Origin of the sequence: Paramicrobacterium fandaimingii (assembly GCF_011751745.2) — a bacterium.
In the GTDB taxonomy this organism is placed as follows: domain Bacteria; phylum Actinomycetota; class Actinomycetes; order Actinomycetales; family Microbacteriaceae; genus Paramicrobacterium; species Paramicrobacterium fandaimingii.
Map to the genome: position 1 here is coordinate 2,353,008 of NZ_CP061170.1, position 20,134 is coordinate 2,373,141.

14 protein-coding genes and 1 tRNA gene are annotated in these 20,134 nt (G+C 64.7%); 1 reads left to right on the forward strand and 14 read right to left on the reverse strand.

Annotation, left to right across the window (positions count from 1 at the left end):
* Positions 1-247: 247 nt before the first annotated feature.
* From HCR84_RS11355 to HCR84_RS11365, 3 genes are all read right to left on the reverse strand, one after another.
* Positions 248-1,246 (reverse strand): putative Ig domain-containing protein, encoded by a 999-nt coding sequence (locus HCR84_RS11355; protein ID WP_166980926.1) that lies wholly within the window; start codon positions 1,244-1,246, stop codon positions 248-250.
* A gap of 587 nt (positions 1,247-1,833) precedes the next feature.
* Positions 1,834-2,109 (reverse strand): hypothetical protein, encoded by a 276-nt coding sequence (locus tag HCR84_RS11360; protein ID WP_166980924.1) that lies wholly within the window; start codon positions 2,107-2,109, stop codon positions 1,834-1,836.
* Between the two features lie 453 nt (positions 2,110-2,562).
* The gene (locus tag HCR84_RS11365) at positions 2,563-4,398 is read right to left on the reverse strand and encodes a phosphoenolpyruvate carboxykinase (GTP) (RefSeq protein ID WP_195706731.1); all 1,836 of its coding nucleotides are present in this window, start codon (positions 4,396-4,398) and stop codon (positions 2,563-2,565) included.
* A gap of 163 nt (positions 4,399-4,561) precedes the next feature.
* Between HCR84_RS11365 and HCR84_RS11370 the strand changes: the two genes are divergently transcribed.
* Positions 4,562-6,004: a helix-turn-helix transcriptional regulator gene (locus HCR84_RS11370; RefSeq protein WP_166980920.1), complete on the forward strand. Its 1,443-nt coding sequence runs from the start codon at positions 4,562-4,564 to the stop codon at positions 6,002-6,004.
* Positions 6,005-6,045: 41 nt separating this feature from the next.
* Here HCR84_RS11370 and HCR84_RS11375 read toward each other — a convergent pair whose 3' ends face one another.
* From HCR84_RS11375 to topA, 11 genes are all read right to left on the reverse strand, one after another.
* Complete coding sequence (locus HCR84_RS11375) at positions 6,046-6,645, reverse strand: isochorismatase family protein (protein WP_166980919.1); 600 nt, start codon at positions 6,643-6,645, stop codon at positions 6,046-6,048.
* 12 nt (positions 6,646-6,657) lie between these two features.
* Positions 6,658-8,067 (reverse strand): D-alanyl-D-alanine carboxypeptidase/D-alanyl-D-alanine-endopeptidase, encoded by a 1,410-nt coding sequence (locus tag HCR84_RS11380; protein ID WP_166980917.1) that lies wholly within the window; start codon positions 8,065-8,067, stop codon positions 6,658-6,660.
* A 42-nt stretch (positions 8,068-8,109) separates the two neighbouring features.
* Complete coding sequence (locus HCR84_RS11385) at positions 8,110-9,102, reverse strand: Gfo/Idh/MocA family protein (protein ID WP_166980915.1); 993 nt, start codon at positions 9,100-9,102, stop codon at positions 8,110-8,112.
* Between the two features lie 9 nt (positions 9,103-9,111).
* Positions 9,112-10,044: an aldose 1-epimerase family protein gene (locus HCR84_RS11390; protein WP_166980914.1), complete on the reverse strand. Its 933-nt coding sequence runs from the start codon at positions 10,042-10,044 to the stop codon at positions 9,112-9,114.
* Between the two features lie 54 nt (positions 10,045-10,098).
* Positions 10,099-12,345 carry a heavy metal translocating P-type ATPase gene (locus tag HCR84_RS11395; protein WP_166980912.1) on the reverse strand — a complete coding sequence of 749 codons (2,247 nt, stop codon included), beginning with the start codon at positions 12,343-12,345 and terminating at the stop codon, positions 10,099-10,101.
* Positions 12,346-12,468: 123 nt separating this feature from the next.
* Positions 12,469-12,541: transfer RNA gene (locus tag HCR84_RS11400), tRNA-Thr, on the reverse strand.
* A 133-nt stretch (positions 12,542-12,674) separates the two neighbouring features.
* Positions 12,675-14,237, reverse strand: coding sequence for an alpha/beta hydrolase (locus tag HCR84_RS11405; protein WP_166980911.1), 1,563 nt, complete (start codon positions 14,235-14,237; stop codon positions 12,675-12,677).
* 11 nt (positions 14,238-14,248) lie between these two features.
* Complete coding sequence (locus HCR84_RS11410) at positions 14,249-15,379, reverse strand: DNA polymerase III subunit delta' (RefSeq protein ID WP_166980909.1); 1,131 nt, start codon at positions 15,377-15,379, stop codon at positions 14,249-14,251.
* Positions 15,380-15,448: 69 nt separating this feature from the next.
* Complete coding sequence (locus tag HCR84_RS11415) at positions 15,449-16,453, reverse strand: hypothetical protein (protein WP_166980908.1); 1,005 nt, start codon at positions 16,451-16,453, stop codon at positions 15,449-15,451.
* 288 nt (positions 16,454-16,741) lie between these two features.
* The gene (gene tmk / locus HCR84_RS11420) at positions 16,742-17,359 is read right to left on the reverse strand and encodes a dTMP kinase (RefSeq protein WP_166980906.1); all 618 of its coding nucleotides are present in this window, start codon (positions 17,357-17,359) and stop codon (positions 16,742-16,744) included.
* Positions 17,356-20,100, reverse strand: a complete 2,745-nt coding sequence (gene topA / locus HCR84_RS11425) for a type I DNA topoisomerase (protein ID WP_195706637.1) — start codon at positions 20,098-20,100, stop codon at positions 17,356-17,358. The genes tmk and topA overlap by 4 nt, the downstream gene beginning before the upstream one ends.
* Positions 20,101-20,134: the final 34 nt, after the last annotated feature.

Here is a 20,134-nt window from a genome sequence, read left to right on the forward strand (position 1 = left end):
CGAGCCACGAGCACCTGGCCGTCAGCGTTTCCCCTTCCGAGCACGTCTGGTTCAGCAGGACTCAACATCTCGGTATCCGCGAGCAACGGTACAGAGAGCCACCAACTCACTGGCTCCGCGCTCATTCAGTTCGCGTAGACAATGCCGCTTTCGATCTCGGCCGCAGGCGCAGCAAAACGGGAGGAACACGCACGCCCCGCTGGTGAGCGTCACGCATCGCAACGGATGCTGCTACTCACCACCAGGATCATATCGCTTTGCGTGGTCTGGCCAGAAGCAAAGCGGCACCGCCGAGCAGCAGCAGGAGCGCGATGGCGGCGAGAGGCGCTGCGTCGGTTCCTGTCATGGGTAGTGCAGCGTCTGTCGAGTCCGCAGGCGAACCAGGTTGCACAGGCGCCGCAGTGACCTCGATCGTGGCTGATCCGATCACGGTGTCTGCCCTGACGAGTTCGATCGTGTGATCACCCACGATCGTGTCTGCCGGGATTGTCCCCGAGAACGAAAGGATGCCGTCATCGGCAACGCTTACGTCGCCCAAGGTCACTGGGTCTGAGCGCAGCACAATCGTGTAGTCGCCGGGCATGATGTTCTCACCCCTGACCTCAATCGTGTCACCCTCCATCGCGGTGTCCGGAGCGTTGATGACGTTGCTGTACACCTGCATTTCATACGTCGTCGTCGCGGTAAGCGGCGTCGGCGTACTCGAATCGGTTGCCGTGACAGCAACCTCGGCAAAACCGGATGTCGTTGGGGTTCCCTCAATAATGCCGGTTTCAGCATCAAGGGTCAGTCCGTCCGGGAGGCCCCCGCTGATGTCAAACGAATACGGCCCCGTACCGCCATCGACGATGAATTGCGTCTCATACGGTTGCCCCTGTACCGCGTGGTCAGCGCCCAAATGGGACACCGTCAAATCCGGTGCCGCAACGGTGATCGAAACCGTCGCGCTGACACTTGTACCGATCTCGTTCGTCGCCGAGTATGTGAAGCTGTCCGTGCCGTGAAAACCGGGCCCTGGCGTGTACGAGATATCGGAGCCTGACGCTGCTGCCGTTCCGTGCTGCGGCGGCGTGACCACATTAACCGTTTCTGCGCCCTCTGTGTTCAACGCAATCGGCGTCGCGTCCGCATTATACGCGACATTCGCCGATACATCGTTCACTGTCGGCACGGTCGGAAGCAAGTACGTGAACGTGATTGATCCGGCACCAACATTCGTGCCAGCAGTGCCGGCAATGTAGCTCACAATTGGGCTGTCAGCCAGGTAGCCGGACCCACCGCCACCCGAACCATAATCAAAAATGGTGTCCGGAAATAATTCACCGACGTCGCACGTTCCGCCTCCACCACCTGCATAGCCGGAACCACCAGAGCCGCCCACAAATCCCGCCGTGCCGCCTGGGCTCAACATAATATTTCCCGCAGCATCCACCTGCGGAGGACCATTCACACCGGCAGATCCTCCATAGACATCGGAGCCCGTGTAAACCGCGTCGGGGGCTGCGATACCGCCGAGGTTGGTGCCGCCGTAACCGGGTGCATGCGAATTAACATCCTGGCCTGCTATTCCTCGCTCGCCGTTTCCGACCCCCGGTATTGTTGCAACACCACCGGCACCCCCATTGACCGAGTTGCTCGATGACGCTATTTTCTCGTGTGAACCGCCCCCGCCGCCACCCACGACGGAAAGGAGAACAGATCCGCTCGCTAGCGCGGTGCCGCCACCGCCAGCTTGGGTGCTACGTCCGTCATCGCGGGGTTCGCTGCCCCCTCCAACCGCACCGACAACATAGCCAAGACTGCTGCCCGCAAGGGAATCATCGAGGCCTACGGTCACGAGACCGCCAGTGCCGCCGGCGCTTCCCGAAAAAAATCGTCTTCACCTGAAGCACCAGCAAGCGTCGCCGTAATCTCGGTCGCTCCTGCAGGAACAGTCCAGAATCCCTGCCCGGGCTCCGAAACCTCGTGAGTATGTTCCACCAAAACGGGGTCGGCGGCAAACGCCGGAGCGATGCCGATACCGACGGCCGGCCCAGCAGCCGAAAGCGCGGCAGCGACAACTCCCGCAGTCCCAACTACGAACCCTCGTTTAAACGTCGACACCATCATCGAAACTCCTCCGCGCCTGCAGTCATAATTGTGAGTGAATGTCAGTTTGTCGAGCAGTGCGCGCGGGAAGAAAGTACGCCGGTGTCGCCACCGCCCTAAATATCGCAATCATCAAGATGAATCGCCCTGGGGTGAGAGAGGCGGCCGGCTGCTTGAAACGGCCGCACACAACGCTACTCCGCGCATTGTCGCTCGTCTGCCCCCTGAACGGGGTTCACGCACAAGTGCTAGCACCTCATAAGTGGCTCACGTCGGCTGGGCAAATCGACACAGCAAAACGGGCGGCACACGCACGCCCCACTGGCATGTGCCGCCCGTCGTCACTCGCTCCAGGAGCGAGGAGGTGTTCCGGAATCGTCCGGCCACGGCGCTCTTCCGGCCCACCTCCCCATCACTGGCGGGAATGACCGCGGCGCGCGCACTGTGTCCCCCGGCGCGCGCCGCGGTAGCGTGCTACTCCTTTGTGAGCCGGTAGCGCAGAGCCTCAAGCTCGGCCCGCAGCGCCGCCGGAACCCTTGTGCCGAACTGCTCAAAGAATTCCTCGGTGAGGTCGGCTTCCTCGAGCCAGCCTTCGCGATCGACAGAGAACAGCTCCTCGAGATCGTCGCGTGCGACGTCGATACCGGTGAGGTCAATGTCATCGAGCTGCGGCAGGCGTCCGATCGGCGTCGTCTCTGCCGAGACCTGACCAGAGAGGCGAGCGCCGATCCAATCGAGAACGCGCGAGTTCTCGCCAAATCCCGGCCACAGGAAGCGGCCGTCGTCGCCCTTGCGGAACCAGTTGACCTGGTAGATGCGCGGTGCACGATCGAAGCGAAGCTTCGATCCGATGGAGAGCCAGTGCGACCAGTGGTCGGCCATGTTGTACCCCAAGAACGGGCGCATCGCGAACGGGTCGCGGCGAAGCTCGCCGACGGTGCCCTCGGCAGCGGCGGTGCGCTCACTCGAGATCGTCGCTCCCATGAACACGCCGTGGCTCCAGTCCGATGCCTCGACAACCAGAGGAACGTTCGTTGCGCGGCGACCGCCGAAGAGGATCGCGTCAAGCGGAACTCCGCCGTCAGCCTCCCAGTCGGGCGCCATCTGCGGGCACTGTGCCGCGGCGACGGTGAATCGGGAGTTGGGGTGCGCCGCGGGGCGACCCGACGCGGGTGTCCAGTCGTTGCCTTCCCAGTCGATGAGGTGATCGGGCGGTGTGTCGGTGAGCCCTTCCCACCACACGTCCCCGTCGTCTCTCAGAGCCACGTTCGTGAAGATCGTGTTGCCCCAGAGCGTCTCGACGGCTGTGACGTTCGTCGACTCACCCGTTCCCGGAGCGACACCGAAGAAGCCGGCCTCGGGGTTGATCGCCCAGAGTCGGCCGTCGTCGCCCGGACGCAGCCATGCGATGTCGTCTCCGATCGTCTCGACCGTCCAGCCGGGAATCGTCGGGCGCAGCATTGCCAGGTTTGTCTTTCCGCAGGCGGAGGGGAAGGCAGCGGCGACGTGGTACGCCCGCCCATTCGGATCGGTGACCCGAATCAGCAGCATGTGCTCGGCGAGCCAGCCCTCGTCGCGTGCCATGACGCTCGCGATGCGCAGGGCGAAGCACTTCTTGCCCAGCAGCGCGTTTCCGCCGTAGCCCGAGCCGTACGACCAGATCTCACGGCTCTCGGGAAACTGCACAATGTACTTCTCGTCGTTGCACGGCCATTCGACATCCTGCTCGCCCGGCGCCAACGGCGCGCCGACCGAGTGGTATGCCTTGACCCAGGATGCCCCGTCGGCAATGAGGTTCAGCACGTCGTCGCCCATTCGGGTCATGATGCTCATCGAGACGACGGCGTACGCCGAGTCGGTCACCTGAACGCCGATTTGCGAAAGCGGTCCCCCGACCGGGCCCATCGAGAACGGAACGACGTACATCGTGCGACCGCGCATGCTGCCGGTGAAGACGCGATTGAGGGTCTCGCGCATCTCGGTCGGCTCGGCCCAGTTGTTGGTGGGACCGGCATCCTCTTCTGTCTCGCTCGCGATGAAGGTTCGCGCCTCGACGCGCGCGACATCTGACGGCGTCGAGCGGGCAAGGTAGCTGTTGGGTCGCCATTCCGGATTGAGCTTGATGAGCTTGCCCTCAGCGACCATCTGCTTGGTGAGGCGGTCGTTCTCTCCGCGAGAGCCATCGCACCACACGACGTCGTCTGGCTGGGTCAGCTCGGCAACCTCATCGACCCATGCGCGCAACGCGTCAAGGCCGCTCAGATTCTCTGGCCGAGACGAGGTGGAATCGACAGCACCGCCGTCGTTCATCGTTTCACTCTCGTTGATTCGTTGTCCGATGAATTCTGCGAGTGACATTTTCGCCTCCGAGCGGTGTCAAGAACATGTCCTATCTCCACATTGAGGCATGGTTCGACGTTATCTACGTCATAACGCATGTCAAGAAAGTGGATTTTTGCGATACTGTTGAATCATGGCCACATCGAGCGACCTCGCAACCCTCGGGCACCGTGTCCGCCACTTTCGCACCCAGGCTGGGCTCACGCTCGATGCCCTCGGCTCCGCAGTGAGCGTGACAGGCAGCCAGCTCTCCCTCATTGAGAACGGCAAGCGGGAGCCGAAGCTGTCGCTGCTCACGGCGATCGCCGACGCCGTGAACGTGCCCCTCACAGACCTGCTGACGCGTGAACCGCCGTCACGAAGGGCTGCCCTCGAACTGGAGCTGCTCGACGCTCAGGCCGGCCCGCTCTATTCAACACTCGGGCTGCCGATGGTGAAGCCGAATCGGGGTCTGAGCGATGACATGCTCGAATCGATAGTTGGGCTGCACCGCGAGCTTCAGCGCCGCGCGTCAGAGGCAATCGCGACGCCGGAAGAAGCACGGCGGGCAAACACCGAGCTGCGCGCGATGATGCGCGCCCGCGACAACTATCTTCCCGACATCGAGAAGGTCGCCGAAGAACGGGTGACGGCGGCAGGGCACTCAACGGGCGCCCTCACCCACCGCACGGTCGGCATCATGGCGGAGCAGCTCGGCTTTGAGCTGCTCTATGTGAACGACCTGCCGAATTCCGCGCGCTCGATCACTGATCTGGAGAACGGTCGCATCTACCTGCCGCCCGCGTCCATTCCCGGCGGGCACGGACTCCGCTCAATGGCACTGCAGGCGATGGCGCACCGATTGCTTGGGCACACCGTACCCACAAGCTACGCCCAATTTCTAACGCAGCGTCTCGAGATCAACTACTTCGCCGCCTGCTGCCTCATGCCCCAGACCAAGGCCGTCGCCTTTCTCAGCGAGGCAAAGAAGAACCGCAATCTCGCCGTCGAAGACTTTCGCGACGCCTTCGGTGTGACGCACGAGGCAGCGGGCCTTCGTCTCACCAACCTCGCCACGTCGCAGCTCGACATGAAACTGCATTTTCTGCGGGTGACAGATGAGGGGATGCTGCAGAAAGGCTACGAGAACGACAGCATCCCTCTGCCCAGCGACGTCACCGGCTCCATCGAGGGGCAGCGCGTGTGTCGCAAGTGGAGTGCCCGTTCGGCATTCGCCCGCCGCAACCGAACCACGGAGCAGTATCAGTTCACGGACACCCCGGTGGGAACGTTCTGGTGCTCGACGCAGACGGGGTCGACGACCGCTGGCGAGTACTCGATCTCGGTTGGTGTTCCCTTCGATGAGGCTAAGTGGTTCCGCGGGCGCGAAACGCAGCGCCGCGCGGAGTCGCAGTGTCCGGACGAGTCGTGCTGCCAGCGCCCCTCAGACGAGCTTGCCGAGAAGTGGCGAGACAAGTCGTGGCCGAGTGCACGGCTGCACACGCAGGTGCTGGCTCCGCTTCCCTCTGGCCGCTTCCCCGGTGTCGACGACAACGAGGTGTACGACTTTCTCGACCGTCACGCGATGAGTGAGTAAGACGCGGGCACCGTCACGTTCCCACGAGCAACAGCGCCGAGCTACGCGGTCGGAACCTCGCTTGATTTCGTGAGGGTCGCACCGTGCACGGCCATCTCATCGAGGGCAGCTGCGCTTGGTCCGGCCGCGACGCCGGCGATCAGATCGGTCAGCACCGTCACGTGCATGCCTGCGTCAAGGGCATCGAGAACGGATGCTCGAACGCAATGATCCGTTGCGATGCCGACCGCGTCGATCTCGGTGACGCCAGCCTCCGTCAGCGCCCGAAGCAGGGTGCGGCCTTCGTCTGTTGTGCCCTGAAACGCCGAGTACGCGGGAACGCCCTGGCCTTTGCGTACGTGGATGCCAACGGGCGACGTATCAAAGGCCGGATGGTACTCGGCTCCGGGGGTGTCGGCGACGCAGTGCACGGGCCACGTCGAGACAAAGTCAGGTTCTGCTCCGTCTGGCGCGAAATGGCCGCCGTTGTCGTCTGTCGCGTTATGCCAGTCACGCGAGGCGACAACCGTTCCATAGCGCGCGGAGGCGAGGTTCAGCCATCGAGTGACGTTGCGGGCGACATCGGCTCCGCCGAACACGCCGAGCGCCCCGCCTTCCGTGAAGTCGTTCTGAACATCGATGATCAGCAATGCGCGCGTCACTGGTACTCCAATTCACAAATTCGACAGGGCGTTTCCGCAACGATAAAAGGCGGTGGCCAACATGTCCACAGCGTGGGCGGTCGTGTACGGCAGCGGCTCGTCTCCGAGCGCGTAGATCGAGAAGATCAGGGACGTCCCATCATCGGCGTCGATCACACCTGACAGCGTATACGCCGTCTGAATCCACCCGGTCTTCGCCTTCACGTGCCCGGTCGCCACCTCGGCGTCCCCTGAGAATCGGCTGTCGTAGCGCAATGTGCCCGTCTCGCCCGCGACCGGCAGTCCCTCGAGAATCGACGGCATGTCGATTTCGCCGAGGTCGATGCCGCGCAGCAGCTTCGTGAAGAAGCTGTTGGGAACGGCGTTCAGTGCGCTGAGCCCGGAGCCGTCTACGATCGTGAGGTCGCTCGTGTCGATTCCGAGAGGGTCAAGCGCCGCGGGAACACCCTCGGCAAGCGCGTCGAACGTACTGCCCGCGCCTTCTTCGATGGCGACGAGGCGTGCAAGCGACTCGGCCATCGGGTTGTCGCTGTACAGCAGCATGTACTCGACGAGCGCGCTCAGAGGCGGCGACTCAACGGAGGCGAGCTGGCCAGCATCTGCTGGTGCCGTGCCGACGACAGTTGTCGCGCCGGGGAAGTATGACGCGAAGGCCTCTCCGGCCCGGGCAACGGGATCGCTCCCCCTCGGCGAATACTCGTTTGCCGGGTAGAACCGGTCGGCGTCAACCTGCAGCGCGGTCACGTGCGACTGGTAGCCCTCGCGCATTCCCTTTGTGTCCCAACTGGGAAGCCAGGTTTCGCCCGTGAAGGCGCTGCTGTCGAGGATGATGCGGGTGATGGGCTCGGTGTGACCGGCATCCATCCACGCCTTCTTCGTCGCCGCGGCCAAGGCATCGAGGTGGGCGGCTCCGGGGTATACCGACTCCTGCCCGGTCGGCAGACGCGTGAGCGTCATGTCGCCCTGCCCGACGAGCACGATCGTTCCAGGTTCGCTGCCCGCCATCACGGGTGTGGCGATGCGGTAGTCGGGGCCGAAGGTTTCGAGCGCCGCTGCGGCGGTGACCAGCTTGAGGTTGCTCGCTGTGGCGGCGGCATGCGTCGAGTCTCGGTCGTAGAGCAGCTCGCCCGTCTGGGCGTTGACCACGCGCGCCTGCAGCGTGTGAAGCAGCGGGTCGGATGCCGCGTCGGCGACGGAGCACTGGCGAATGCCGTTGGCAGGCACGGGCGAGTCGGCGACCGGCCGTGGGTCGGGGGTCGGCGTTGGCGTCGGCGTTGCGGTAGGACTGGCCGCGAGGGCTGCCGGGTTCTCGAACACGGTTCCGGCCGCGAGTGAGCCACCGGCGAGAAGCACAGCGCCGATCACCCCGACGACCCAGAGGGTGCGCCGACGCCACGAGGATCGAGGAGGGCTGCTGGACACGCCTCTGATTTTAGCGGGTGGCACCTCCGAGCACGCCTGGCGTCAGTGCTCGCTTGGGTAGATCACGCCGATCTGCCGACGCACTTCGTCGAGCACTCCCATAATCTCGACGGACTCGCGTGGGGAGAGGATGCTGCCTGCGGTCTCGCCTGCAGCGACAAGGCGCTCGAGCTCGAGGGCCTGGTAGTGCATTCCCCTGCCGCTCACCTCGCTTGTGAACTCCTCGAGAACATCGCCGGCCGTCGTTGTCGTGCGGAATGACGTGGCGGTGTACCAGACGCGGTCGAGGTCAATACGCGCGTCTGTGCCGATGATGCTTGCCTGATTGGGGCCCGCCCCGCGCAGCGAGCTGAACGTCGTCGCCATCGCCCCGGTGTCGTAGCTGAGCACGGCAGAGACCTGAGCGTCGACGCCGGTGGCTGTCAGCTGCGCCGTCGCGTCGATGCGGGCGGGAAGTCCGAGAACGTCGACGACGAACGAGAGCGGGTAGATGCCGAGATCGAGAAGCGCTCCCCCGCCGAGGTTCGGGTCCATCATGCGATGTTGCGGGCCGACATCGATGTGCTGCGTGTGATCGGCCGTGACGGCGACGATCTCGCCGAGAGTGCCTTCGGCGATGACCTCGCGCACGCGCCGCATATGCGGAAGGTAGCGGGTCCACATCGCCTCAAGCACGACGAGCCTGCGCTCCTCCGCCAGCTCGACGATGCCGCGTGCCTCGTCTTCGTTCACGGTGAAGGGCTTCTCGACGAGCACGTGCTTGCCCGCCGTGAGGGCACGCGTCGCCTGCTCGGAGTGAAAGCTGTGCGGCGATGCCACGTACACCGCATCGACCTCGGGATCGGCGAGAAGCTCCGCGTACGTACCGTGCGCACGCGCGATGCCGAACTCCTCAGCAAAGGCGCGAGAACGCTCGAGAGATCGCGAGCCGACGGCGGCGACGGTGAACCCGTTCAGCAGAAGATCCGAGGTGAAGCTGCGGGCAATTCCTCCGGGGGCGAGGATGCCCCAGCGCAGTGCGTGCGGTGTCGACATGACGACAGCCTATTGGGTCGCGCGGTATGTCACTCCCCAGCACCCGGTCCATGTGTCGCCCGGCTGCACCCACGCCACACCGTCGCCGCTGTTGAAGGCGTCTGCGGGCATGGTCATGGGCTCGATGGCGAGGGAACGAGTGCCGTCGCCGCGCACGCGATCGGACGTGTAGAACTGCACCCACGCGAAGGCCGCTTCAGCCCATACCGTCACGGTCTGGCCATCGTCGGCGGCCAGTTCATGCTCCACGCGGTCGGCCGAGACGTGAAGCTGCGTATACGCGTCGTCGAGCGAGAGCTCTGCGACGCGTCGGCCTGCCCTGAGCTCTTTGTGTTCGGGCACGGGCACGGTGCGCACCGGGTTCATGCGCTCATCTACCTCGATAAGCGCGGCGCCAGAGCTCGTGAGGGTCAGCTCGTCGGTGTCGATGTCGCCGATGCGGTAGTAGCCGTGCGTGCCGACGCCGACGGGAGCGGCCGTTGCACCGTGGTTGGTGATGGTGTGCGTCACGGTGAGCCCGGCGTCACTCAGCGCGTAGCGCACCGACGTTGCCACGCTGAACGGGTAGCCGCGCTGCGGATGGATGGCGGCCGAGAGCGTGATGCTTGCGGCATCCGAGTCGCTGACGACGTAGCCCTGCGTGCGCAGCAGGCCGTGCGAGGCGTTGTGGCGTGCGGGTTCGGTGAGGTCGAGCTGCTGAACTGTGCGTTGACCGTCTGCGGTCTCGAGCGTCCACCGGCCATCGCGCACGCGATTGGGCCACGGCACGAGCACAGCGCCCTGCGATGATGTCGGCGCGGCGTCTTCGGCGAAGGTCTCGGCGACGCGGACGCCGTCGAGCACGAGATCGCGCAGCGTCGCTCCCACCTCGGTGACGATAAGCGAGCTGGGCCCGCGGGCGACGGTGAAGCTGGTGCCTGTGGGATTCCACGGTGCGCTCATGTCACACAAGCCTACGCTGATGCTGCCGCTCGACGAGCCGGTGACCCCGACGCGTCAGTGGGCGGCCGACGCGAAGCGGCGAAGGCGAAGGCTGTTGCCGACGACGAATACGCTCGACAGCGCCATTGCCGCGCCGGCGAGCATCGGGTTCAGCAGGCCGAGGGCGGCGAGCGGAATCGCGGCGACGTTGTAGGCGAAGGCCCAGAAGAGATTTCCCGTGATCGTGCCGAGCGTGCGGCGTGAAAGACGAATGGCATCGGCCGCGCTGCGCAGGTCGCCCCGTACCAGAGTGATATCTGCGGCGTTCATCGCGACGTCGGTACCCGTGCCCATGGCCAGCCCGAGATCGGCGGTCGCGAGCGCTGCGGCGTCGTTGATTCCATCGCCGACCATCGCGACAACGTGGCCGTCACTCTGCAGCGACGCGACGACGTCGACCTTGTCTGCCGGCATGACGTCGGCGTGCACCCGCGTAATTCCCACCTGGTCGGCCACCTGCCTTGCGACCGTCTCGTTGTCGCCGGTCAGCAGCACGACGTCGAGCCCGAGGCCGCGCAGCTGGGCGACGGCGGCGGCGCTCGAGGGCTTCACGGCATCGGCGATCACGAGCACACCGCGCACGTGGCCGTCCCAGCCGACCTGCACCGCTGTGCTCCCCCGCTCTTCCGCATCGACGGTCGCCGCGGTGACGGCGTCGTCTGCAGCGAAGCCAAGTTGCACCATCAGCCGCGCGCGCCCCACCGCCACGTCGCGTCCGGATACTGTTGCGCGCACCCCGAGACCCTCGACGTTGTGAAAGTCCGTCACTGGCTGAAGGGCGGCGGATGCCGCTGCACGCACGACGGCGCGGGCGATGGGGTGCTCAGAGCCGTTCTCCACGGCTGCGGCGAGACGCACGAGCTCGTGCGCATCGACGCCGGGGGCGGTGACGGCATCCGTTATTGTCATTATTCCCGTTGTGACTGTTCCTGTTTTGTCGAGAACGATCGTGTCGACCTTCTTCGTCGACTCGAGAACGTCTGGCCCCTTGATGAGGATGCCGAGCTGGGCGCCGCGGCCCGTGCCGACGAGAAGCGCTGTCGGGGTGGCGAGCCCGAGCGCGCAGGGGCAGGCGATGATGAGCACGGCGACCGTTGCGGTGAACGCGGCCACGGGATCGGCCCCGAGCAGAAGCCAGACTGCGAGGGTGACGAGGGCGATGCCGATCACGATGGGAACAAAGACCCCCGAGACGCGGTCGGCCAGCCGCTGAACCTCGGCCTTGCCCGATTGCGCATTCTCGACGAGCGTCGCCATCTGTGCCAGCTGCGTGTCGGAGCCGACGCGGGAGGCGCGCACGGTGAGCACTCCAGACTCGTTGACTGTCGCCCCCGTGACGTCGTCGCCGACCATCACTTCGACGGGAACCGACTCGCCGGTGAGCATCGATTCGTCAACGGCCGAATGCCCGCTGACGATGCGACCGTCGGTGGCGATCTTCTCGCCTGGCCGCACGACGAACTCATCACCGACGGCAAGGTGCGCTATCGGGATGCGGCCTTCGACGCCATCGCGCACGATGGCAACGGACTTCGCTCCCATGTCGAGCAGTGACCTCAGCGCAGCGCCCGCGCGACGCTTCGATCGTTTCTCGGCATAACGGCCGGCGAGGAGGAACGTGGTGACGCCGGCGGCGACCTCGAGATAGATGTTGCCGGCGCCGTCGGAGCGCTCGATCGCGAACGAGAACTCGTGCGTCATGCCGGGCACGCCCGCCGTGCCGAAGAACAGCGCGTACAGCGACCAGAGAAATGCGGCAATGGTGCCCATCGATACGAGCGTGTCCATTGTGGCTGCGCCGTGCCGCAGGTTCATCCAGGCAGCGCGGTGAAATGGCCAGCCGGCCCACACGACGACGGGGGCGGCGAGGGCGAGCGATGCCCACTGCCAGTAAACGAATTGAAACGCGGGAACCATGGCGAGAACGATCACGGGAACCGACAGCACGGCAGAGCCGATGAGCCGCTGCCTCAGGCTCGTGAGCTCGACGTCCGGGGCGTCTGCCTCGGCATCCTTCTCGTTATTCTGCCGTGGAAGCGCGGCTCCGTACCCGGTCTTCTCGACCTCGTCGATGAGCAGCTGCGGGTCGTAATCGGCGGGAACGTTCACGCGCGCCTTCTCTGTCGCGTAGTTGACGCTGGCCTCAACGCCGTCCAAGCGGTTGAGCTTCTTTTCGATGCGCATGGCACAAGACGCGCACGTCATGCCGGTGACGTCGAGTTCATAACTTCCCGTTGGCTGCATGACGCTACAGTACCGCATACCCCATGGGGGTATCAAACGCGGGTATCAAATGGTGGTGCTCATCCGTCGGCCTTCACCGCCGGCGCACACGAAAAACCCCCTCCTCTCTGCACGAGCGCAGAGAGAAGGGGGTTCTGGTTGAGCCACCTGTCGGAATCGAACCGACGACCTATTCATTACGAGTGAATCGCTCTACCAACTGAGCTAAGGCGGCCTGGCGCTGCACAATCAACGTGCGCGCACAGCGACCCATATTACACGTTCTGGAGGGCTCACGTGACCACGCGAGGGACCCGTCACCGACGAGATCTCGTTCTCGCGAGATCGCGCCGGGCCGAGTCAGCGCGTTACGAGCACATCGGGTCGTCGTCCGGAACGGTGCCGTTGATGAGATAGTCGTCGACAACGTCGTTCACGCACTGCGAGCCCTTGTTGTATGCCGTGTGCCCTTCACCCTCGTAGGTCACGAGCTGCCCCGAGGCGAGCTGCTCGGCGAGGCTTTCCGCCCACTTGTACGGAGTGGCCGGGTCGCCCGTCGTGCCGACGACCAGAATCGGGTCGGCGCCGTCCGCATGAATCTCGTTGCGCTCGGCACCATCTGTGAAGGGCCAATTCGCGCAGCTGATGTCGCCGTAGCCCATGTACGGTCCGAAGACCGGCGCAACCTCGTTGATCTCCTTCGCCTGCTTCTCCATGGTGGCGGGATCGGCGTTGTAGGTGTAGTCGCGGCAGTTGTACGCCATGAATGCCTCTGTCGAGTTGTCTTTGTACGACCCGTCGTCTTCGCGCCCGTTGTACTGGTCGGCGAAGTAGAACGCGTTGCCGGCATCCCCCGCCATGACGTCGGTGAGCATGAGGTTGAGATACTCCCAGCTGTCAGCCGAGTACAGGGGAAGGATGATGGCGGTGATCAGCGTGCTCGCACCGAGCATCCGGCCGTCTGACCCCTTCAACGGCGATTCGTCGACCGACTCGATCAGATCGACGATCGTCTCGCGTGCGTCGTCGACGCTGCCCGAGAACGCGCACTCGCTGTTGCTCTCGATGCAGTTCTTCAGAAAGGCGGTCAATGCGTCTTCGAAGCCCTTCGCCTGCGATTTCGATACCTCGAAGTTGCTCGTCGACGGGTCGATGGCGCCATCGAGAACAAGGCGTCCAACCTTGTCGGGAAACAGCTCGGCGTAGGTGGCACCGAGGAACGTTCCGTACGAGTACCCGAGGTAGTTCAATTTCTTGTCGCCCAGAACCTCGCGCAGCAGGTCGAGGTCTTTCGCCGCCTGCACAGTTGTGATGAATTCGAGCAGCGGACCCGTGTTGTCGAGGCATGCTGTGCCGAAGTCGGTGGCACTCGTCGTCATCTCGTCGATCCACGCATCGCTGCCGACGTCGGTGTTCTGGGGAAGCCCGTAGAGGTATTCGTCCATTTCAGCGGGCCCATAGCACGTCACGGCCGTCGATCTGCCGACACCGCGCGGGTCGAAGCCGACGATGTCGAAGTTCTTCTTGAGGTCGGCGTCGACGGCATAGTCGAGGCTGTCTGCGACGAAGTCGTAGCCCGATCCGCCGGGGCCGCCTGGATTGAGCAGAAGCGAGCCCTGAGCGTCGCCCGTTGCTTTGCTGCGAATGAGCGCGAGCTCGATCTCGCCCGCCTCCGGGTCGTCCCAGTTCATGGGCGCGCGCACCGTAGCGCACTCGAAGCTCGACGGACAGGAGTCCGTTGACCACTCGACGTCCTGCGCGTAGAACTCTTCGGCCGTCGTACCCGTCGTCGTGGGCTGCGGCTTGGGCGTTGACGACGAGATCTCGCCGTCTGCGGGAGGGATGAACGCGGTGAAGCATCCGCTCAGGGGCACGACGAGTGCGGCGGCAAACGCCACGACAGCCAGTCGACGAGCGCGGTTCTTTCTCATGGTCCTCCCGTTCAGCGGATTGCCGTCACCAGCGCAGCCTCGAGGGCGAGTGCGGGTGCGACGTTTCCTGCAATGCGCGTTCTGGCCTGCTGGAGCGCATCCATCGTGTGAAGCGTACGTGCCGGCTTCGTTGTGTCGGCGGCGCGACGCAGGTCATCAGCGAACTCACGGTTGATGATCGACGTGTCGCGACCAAGCTGAACCATTGTGATGTCGCGGTACAGCGAGAGCAGATCGACGAGGATGCGATCGATTCCATCACGCAGGCTGCGGGTGGCGCGACGCTTCTGCTCGTCGTCGAGGGCCTTGAGCTGGCTGCGCAGTGCGGGCGGCACCGTTCCCCCTGGCTCGACGCCGAGTGAGCGCAGGGCGCCTGCTCGCTCCAGCTCGTCGCGTTCGGCTGTGAATGCCTTGGCGTCATCACCGGCGATCTCGAGCATGCCGGCGGCAGCCATGACGGCATCGGTGACGTTGTGCATGGCCAGCGCTGTGCGCAGAGTGCGTTCGCGGCGACCGAGGGCGTCTGTGTCGGTGGCGAGCCGTTTTGCCATGCCGATGTGGCTCTGCGCGAGGCGCGCTGCACGTTCTGCTGTGACAGCATCCACCCCTAATTGCACCTGCAGAAGCGCGGCGACGTCGTCGATTGTCGGCATGCTGAGGCGCAGGGTGCGCACGCGGCTGCGAATTGTGGGGAGCATGTCGGCGTCGCTGGGTGCGCAGAGCACCCACACGGTTCGCTCGGGCGGCTCTTCAAGGGCCTTCAGCAGCACGTTGGAGGTGCGCTCGGTCATGCGATCGGCGTCTTCGATCACCATGACGCGATGGCGCCCGACCGAGGGCGAAAAGTACGATGTCGTTGCAAATGAGCGCACGTCGTCGATCTTGTACGTGACATTCTCGGTGCGCAGAATCGACAGGTCGGGGTGGGTGCGCGAGTCGACCTGGGTGAGCGTCTGCGGGTCGCTGTCTGGGTCGCCGCTGAGCAGCGCCGCGGCGAACGCGTACGCGATGTTTGAGCGGCCTGACCCGGGCGGCCCGGTGATGAGCCATGCATGGGTCATCGACGAGCTCGAACCGGATGCTGCGGAGCGCAGAATCTCGACGGCACCCGATTGCCCCGTCAGATCGTCCCATGCGTTCACGACGTATAGCCTACCTTCGCCCCCAGACACCTGAGTCGCTTCGGACTGTCAATCGATCCGAGGCACCACTCAGTGCGGCATCCCTCGCCAGCTCTCACGCGGGCGGGGTTCGCGCGGCAGCCCCGCTCGCGTCAGTATCGCGGCGAGGCGCGTGCCGTCATGAGCATCGGCCCACAGCCACCTGGCCATTCCCCCGCCGGTCGCGCGCATTCGGTCTTCGCGCACCTTCTCGCGGAACACGATCTCAGATGGCGCTGTTCCGTGTGCATATCTGTTGCGCGTGTACTTCTCGTAGCCGTCGAACTCGCCCAGCACACGGTGGTCGCGCCAGCACTGGTCTGCCACGCCGATCTCACCATCGGCATCACTCACCGAAACCTGCAGATCCGGCTCCTCAAACCCGAACAGGTACTCCTGCACGCGGCTGAGTGATTCACCGAGACTGTCGGCGCCGTCTCGCGCGAAGCCGATCGACCGTGCGGCGCGCACCGCACCGCGCTTGCCGGAACGCGTCGAGACGCGCTCAAGCAGCTGCTCTCTGCTAACGCGCGGTGCACTCACCGCAGCATCCTTCGGCCGCAGCGTGCGAATGCCGGCATCGAGCATTCCCACGGCACGAGCCAGGGGTGCCGCGCACGCGATATCCCACAGGGTCCTCTCGGGCGAGGTGATGAAGAAGCCGTCGCCCTCAACGATCTCGTCATCGTCGAGAGAGCCACGGTGCCAGCGAAGTTCCGGCGTCGACTGGCGTGGTCGTCTGCTGATTGCCTGCGGCACCGCACCGAAGTACCCGTAAGCGGGATAGTCGAGCACCGCGGCTGCCGAGTCTCGACAAAAGACGATCGGCGTCGAATGGCGAGCCTGCACCGCGCGCATCCGCGCGATGAGCCGTGCGCGATCGTCAAGGGCCGCCCACTCGGATGCTGCGAGATAAGCACCGCGGCCGAGCCTGATGAGCGCGCCGGACTCGCACTGTCGACGGATTGCGCGCGAGACGTCGTGTGTCGTTGCTCCCCGTCCTGTGAGAAGCAGCTTCGGCTGCGGAACGGCAAGTGTCGTGAGCGTGGTCGTCATGCCTCACACCGTGCCACGCCGCCGGCGCGCAGCTCTGTGGAACGGGTTGAGGTGTGCACGGTGTGGTGGCTTTCGGATGCTGTGGACGACGTATCGACTTCCGGACAACGTGCACCCGCACACCACCGCACAACGTCCGCAACCGTGCACAACGTCGCGGGCACCGCTCGAACGGCCAACACACTGTCCCGAGGTCCGGACAACGTGCATCCGCACACCCCCGCACAATGTCCGCAACCGTGCACATTGTCTGAAGCACCACGGCAATACGTGCGCACCTGAGCGCGGCTAGGAAAGCAGCGTCTCCACCCGGGCACGCACATCTGCCGCAATCGCGTCTGGCGCACGTGACGCATCGAGCACAATGAAGCGAGGGTCGGATGCTGCCAGCTTGAGGTATGCCGCACGAACGCGCGCGTGAAACTCCGCCTTCTCGGCCTCGAGCCTGTCGAACCGCTTCTGGGCGGCATCCAGACGTTCGCGCGCTGCCGCCTCGTCGAGGTCGAGCAGCACGGTGAGGTCGGGAAGCAGTCCTTCGACGGCCCACAGCGAAAGGTCGCGAATCGTGTCTCCCGAGAGCACGCGGCCTGCACCCTGGTAGGCGACGGACGAGTCGATGTAGCGGTCCTGAATCACAACGTCGCCGGCCTCGAGCGCTGGGCGCACCTTCGTTGCAACGTGGTGCGCGCGATCGGCCGCATACAGCAGCGCCTCGGCGCGCGACGCAATGTCGCCCCTGTGGTGCAGAACGATCTCGCGAATCTGCTCCCCCACGTCGGTGCCGCCGGGCTCGCGCGTGCGCACGACGGTGCGGCCGAGCCCGACGAACCACTGCTCAAGGAGCTGCGCCTGGGTCGACTTGCCCACGCCATCGCCGCCTTCGAGCGTAATGAACAGGCCGCTCATTCTGTGCTCGTTGCGCTCTTCTTCGCGGTCGACTTCTTCGCGGTCGACTTCTTGGCGGGAGCCTTCTTGGCGGGAGCCTTCTTCTTGGCCGGAGCCTTCTTCGCCGGGCCCTTCGCGCGCTTGTCCGCAAGCATCTGAACGGCGCGATCGAAGGTCATGTCCTGCGGGTCTTCGCCCTTGGGGATCGTGACGTTCGTTGTGCCGTCTGTCACGTACGGTCCGAAGCGGCCGTCCTTCACGCGAATCGGCTTGCCGCTCTCGGGGTCGGCGTCAAACTCCTTCAGAGCGCTGGACGCGCGACGACCCGCATACTTCGGCTGAGCGAAGATCGCGAGAGCGCCGTCGAGATCGATGCCGAAGATCTGCTCTTCGCCCTCGAGCGACCGCGAGTCTGTGCCCTTCTTCAGATACGGTCCGAATCGGCCGTTCTGGGCCGTGATCGGCTCGCCTGACTCCGGGTCTTCGCCGACGACGCGGGGAAGGCTCAACAACGCGAGCGCCTGCTCCAGGTCGACGGTCTCCGGAGACATCGATGCGAAAAGCGAGGCCGTGCGCGGCTTCGGGCCCTTCTTCGCCTTCTTCTTCGGCGCATCGGCCGCGGGCTCCTCGGGCTCCGGTTCGAGCTCGGTCACGTAGGGCCCAAAGCGGCCGTCCTTCACGACGATCGTCTTGCCGCTCTCGGGGTTCTGCCCGAGCTCACGATCATGAATGACGGGAGCATCCTTGAGCTCACGCGCCTTCGCGAGCGTCAGCTCATCTGGTGCGAGGCCCTCGGGAATGTTGATGCGACGCACGGGGATCTCCCCCGTCTCGGCATTCGGTGTGGCGTCATCGTCGATCACTTCGAGATACGGCCCGTACTTGCCGATCCGCAGCGTGATCTGGTCGTCGATGCGCACCGAGTTGATCTCGCGAGCGTCGATCTCGCCGAGGTTGTCGACGACGTGGCGCAGGCCAGCGTGCTGGTCGTTGCCGAAGTAGAAGTCGCCGAGCCAATCGACGCGCTTGGCCTCCCCAGCCGCGATGCGGTCAAGATCTTCTTCCATGCCCGCCGTGAAATCGTATTCGACGAGGTCGCTGAAGTGCTCTTCCAGCAGTCGCACGACGCTGAACGCGATCCAGTTCGGCACAAGTGCGGTGCCGCGCTGCGTGACGTAGCCGCGGTCGACGATCGTCGTCAGAATCTGGGCGTAGGTTGACGGTCGGCCAATGCCGAGCTCTTCGAGCCGTTTCGTGAGGCTCGCCTCCGTGTAGCGCGGCGGAGGGCTTGTCTCGTGTCCCTTTGCCTCGACGTCAGAGAGCCCGGCGGTCTGCCCCTCGGTCATGGGCGGAAGCTTCGCGTTCTTGTCGCGGTCGCCACGCACCTCGTCTTGACCTTCTTCGTAGGCGGCGAGGAATCCGCGAAAGGTGATGACAGTACCGGATGCCGTCAGCTCGGCGGTCTTCGCGACATCGCTGCCCTGCAGTTCTGCCTCGATCGTGACCGTGGCGGTCTGCCCCTTAGCGTCGGCCATCTGGCTGGCGACAGTGCGCTTCCAGATGAGCTCGTACAGCTTGAAGTCGTTGCCGTGAAGCGAGCTCTGCAGCGAGGCGGGCGTGCGGAACGTGTCGCCCGACGGACGAATCGCCTCGTGAGCCTCCTGCGCGTTCTTCGACTTGCCGGAGTACAGGCGGGGCTTCTCGGGAACAGCGTCGTCGCCGTACAGCGAGCGGGCCTGCGCTCGGGCAGCATCCGTCGCCTGCTTCGACAGCGACACCGAATCGGTGCGCATATAGGTGATGTACCCGTTCTCGTACAGCGACTGCGCGACGCTCATTGTCTGTCGCGCGGAGAAGCGCAGCTTGCGCGCGGCCTCCTGCTGCAGCGTCGACGTAATGAACGGCGCGGCAGGGCGCCGTGAGTAGGGCTTGGTCTCAAGGTTCGAGATGCGCGCGGCGGTGCCGTCAGAGCTGAGGGTCGCGGCGAGCGCTGTGGCTGCGGCCTCGTCGAGCTGACGCACCGTCGCTGTGAGGGTTCCGGCGTCGTTGAAGTCGCGGCCTGTGGCGACGCGCGTTCCGTCGAGGCGCACGAGCTTTGCCTCGAATCTGCTGTCGGCACCGGCGGGGGTCACCTCGGCAGAGAGGTCCCAGTACGACGCCGTGACGAAGGCGAGGCGCTCGCGCTCCCGGTCGACGACGAGGCGCGTCGCGGCGGACTGCACGCGACCGGCGGAGAGTCCAGGGCCCACCTTGCGCCACAGCACGGGCGAGATCTCGTAACCGTAGACCCGGTCGAGAATGCGTCGCGTCTCTTGCGCGTCGACGAGGGAGATGTTGAGGTCGCGGGTGTGGTCTTTTGCGGCGAGGATCGCGTCTTTGGTGATCTCGTGGAACACCATGCGCTTGACGGGGACTGTGGGCTTGAGCACCTGAAGCAGGTGCCACGCGATCGCCTCGCCCTCCCGGTCTTCATCAGTGGCGAGCAGGAGTTCGTCGGCGTTCTTCAGCGCACGTTTGAGTTCGGCTACCGTCTTCTTCTTTGCGTCGGAGACCACGTAGTACGGTTCGAAGCCGTTGTCGATGTCGACGGCGAACTTGCCGAGCGAGCCCTTCTTGACCTCGGCGGGGAGCTTTTTGGGCTCCGCAAGATCTCGAATGTGCCCGACAGATGACAGTACCTCGTAGCCCTCGCCCAGATACCCGGCAATGGACTTCATCTTGGTCGGTGACTCAACGATGACCAGCTTCTTCGTGCCTGACACCCGACTCCTTTCGTCGTGCACACCATACACACCT

Coding starts and splice junctions, on each gene's coding strand:
- tmk (WP_166980906.1), bottom strand. CDS start 17,359: ATGAGCGGCCTGTTCATTACGCTCGAAGGCGGCGATGGCGTGGGCAAG.
- HCR84_RS11405 (WP_166980911.1), bottom strand. CDS start 14,237: ATGAGAAAGAACCGCGCTCGTCGACTGGCTGTCGTGGCGTTTGCCGCC.
- HCR84_RS11390 (WP_166980914.1), bottom strand. CDS start 10,044: ATGAGCGCACCGTGGAATCCCACAGGCACCAGCTTCACCGTCGCCCGC.
- HCR84_RS11385 (WP_166980915.1), bottom strand. CDS start 9,102: ATGTCGACACCGCACGCACTGCGCTGGGGCATCCTCGCCCCCGGAGGA.
- HCR84_RS11395 (WP_166980912.1), bottom strand. CDS start 12,345: ATGCGGTACTGTAGCGTCATGCAGCCAACGGGAAGTTATGAACTCGAC.
- HCR84_RS11365 (WP_195706731.1), bottom strand. CDS start 4,398: ATGAACGACGGCGGTGCTGTCGATTCCACCTCGTCTCGGCCAGAGAAT.
- HCR84_RS11370 (WP_166980920.1), top strand. CDS start 4,562: ATGGCCACATCGAGCGACCTCGCAACCCTCGGGCACCGTGTCCGCCAC.
- HCR84_RS11415 (WP_166980908.1), bottom strand. CDS start 16,453: ATGACGACCACGCTCACGACACTTGCCGTTCCGCAGCCGAAGCTGCTT.
- HCR84_RS11360 (WP_166980924.1), bottom strand. CDS start 2,109: ATGATGGTGTCGACGTTTAAACGAGGGTTCGTAGTTGGGACTGCGGGA.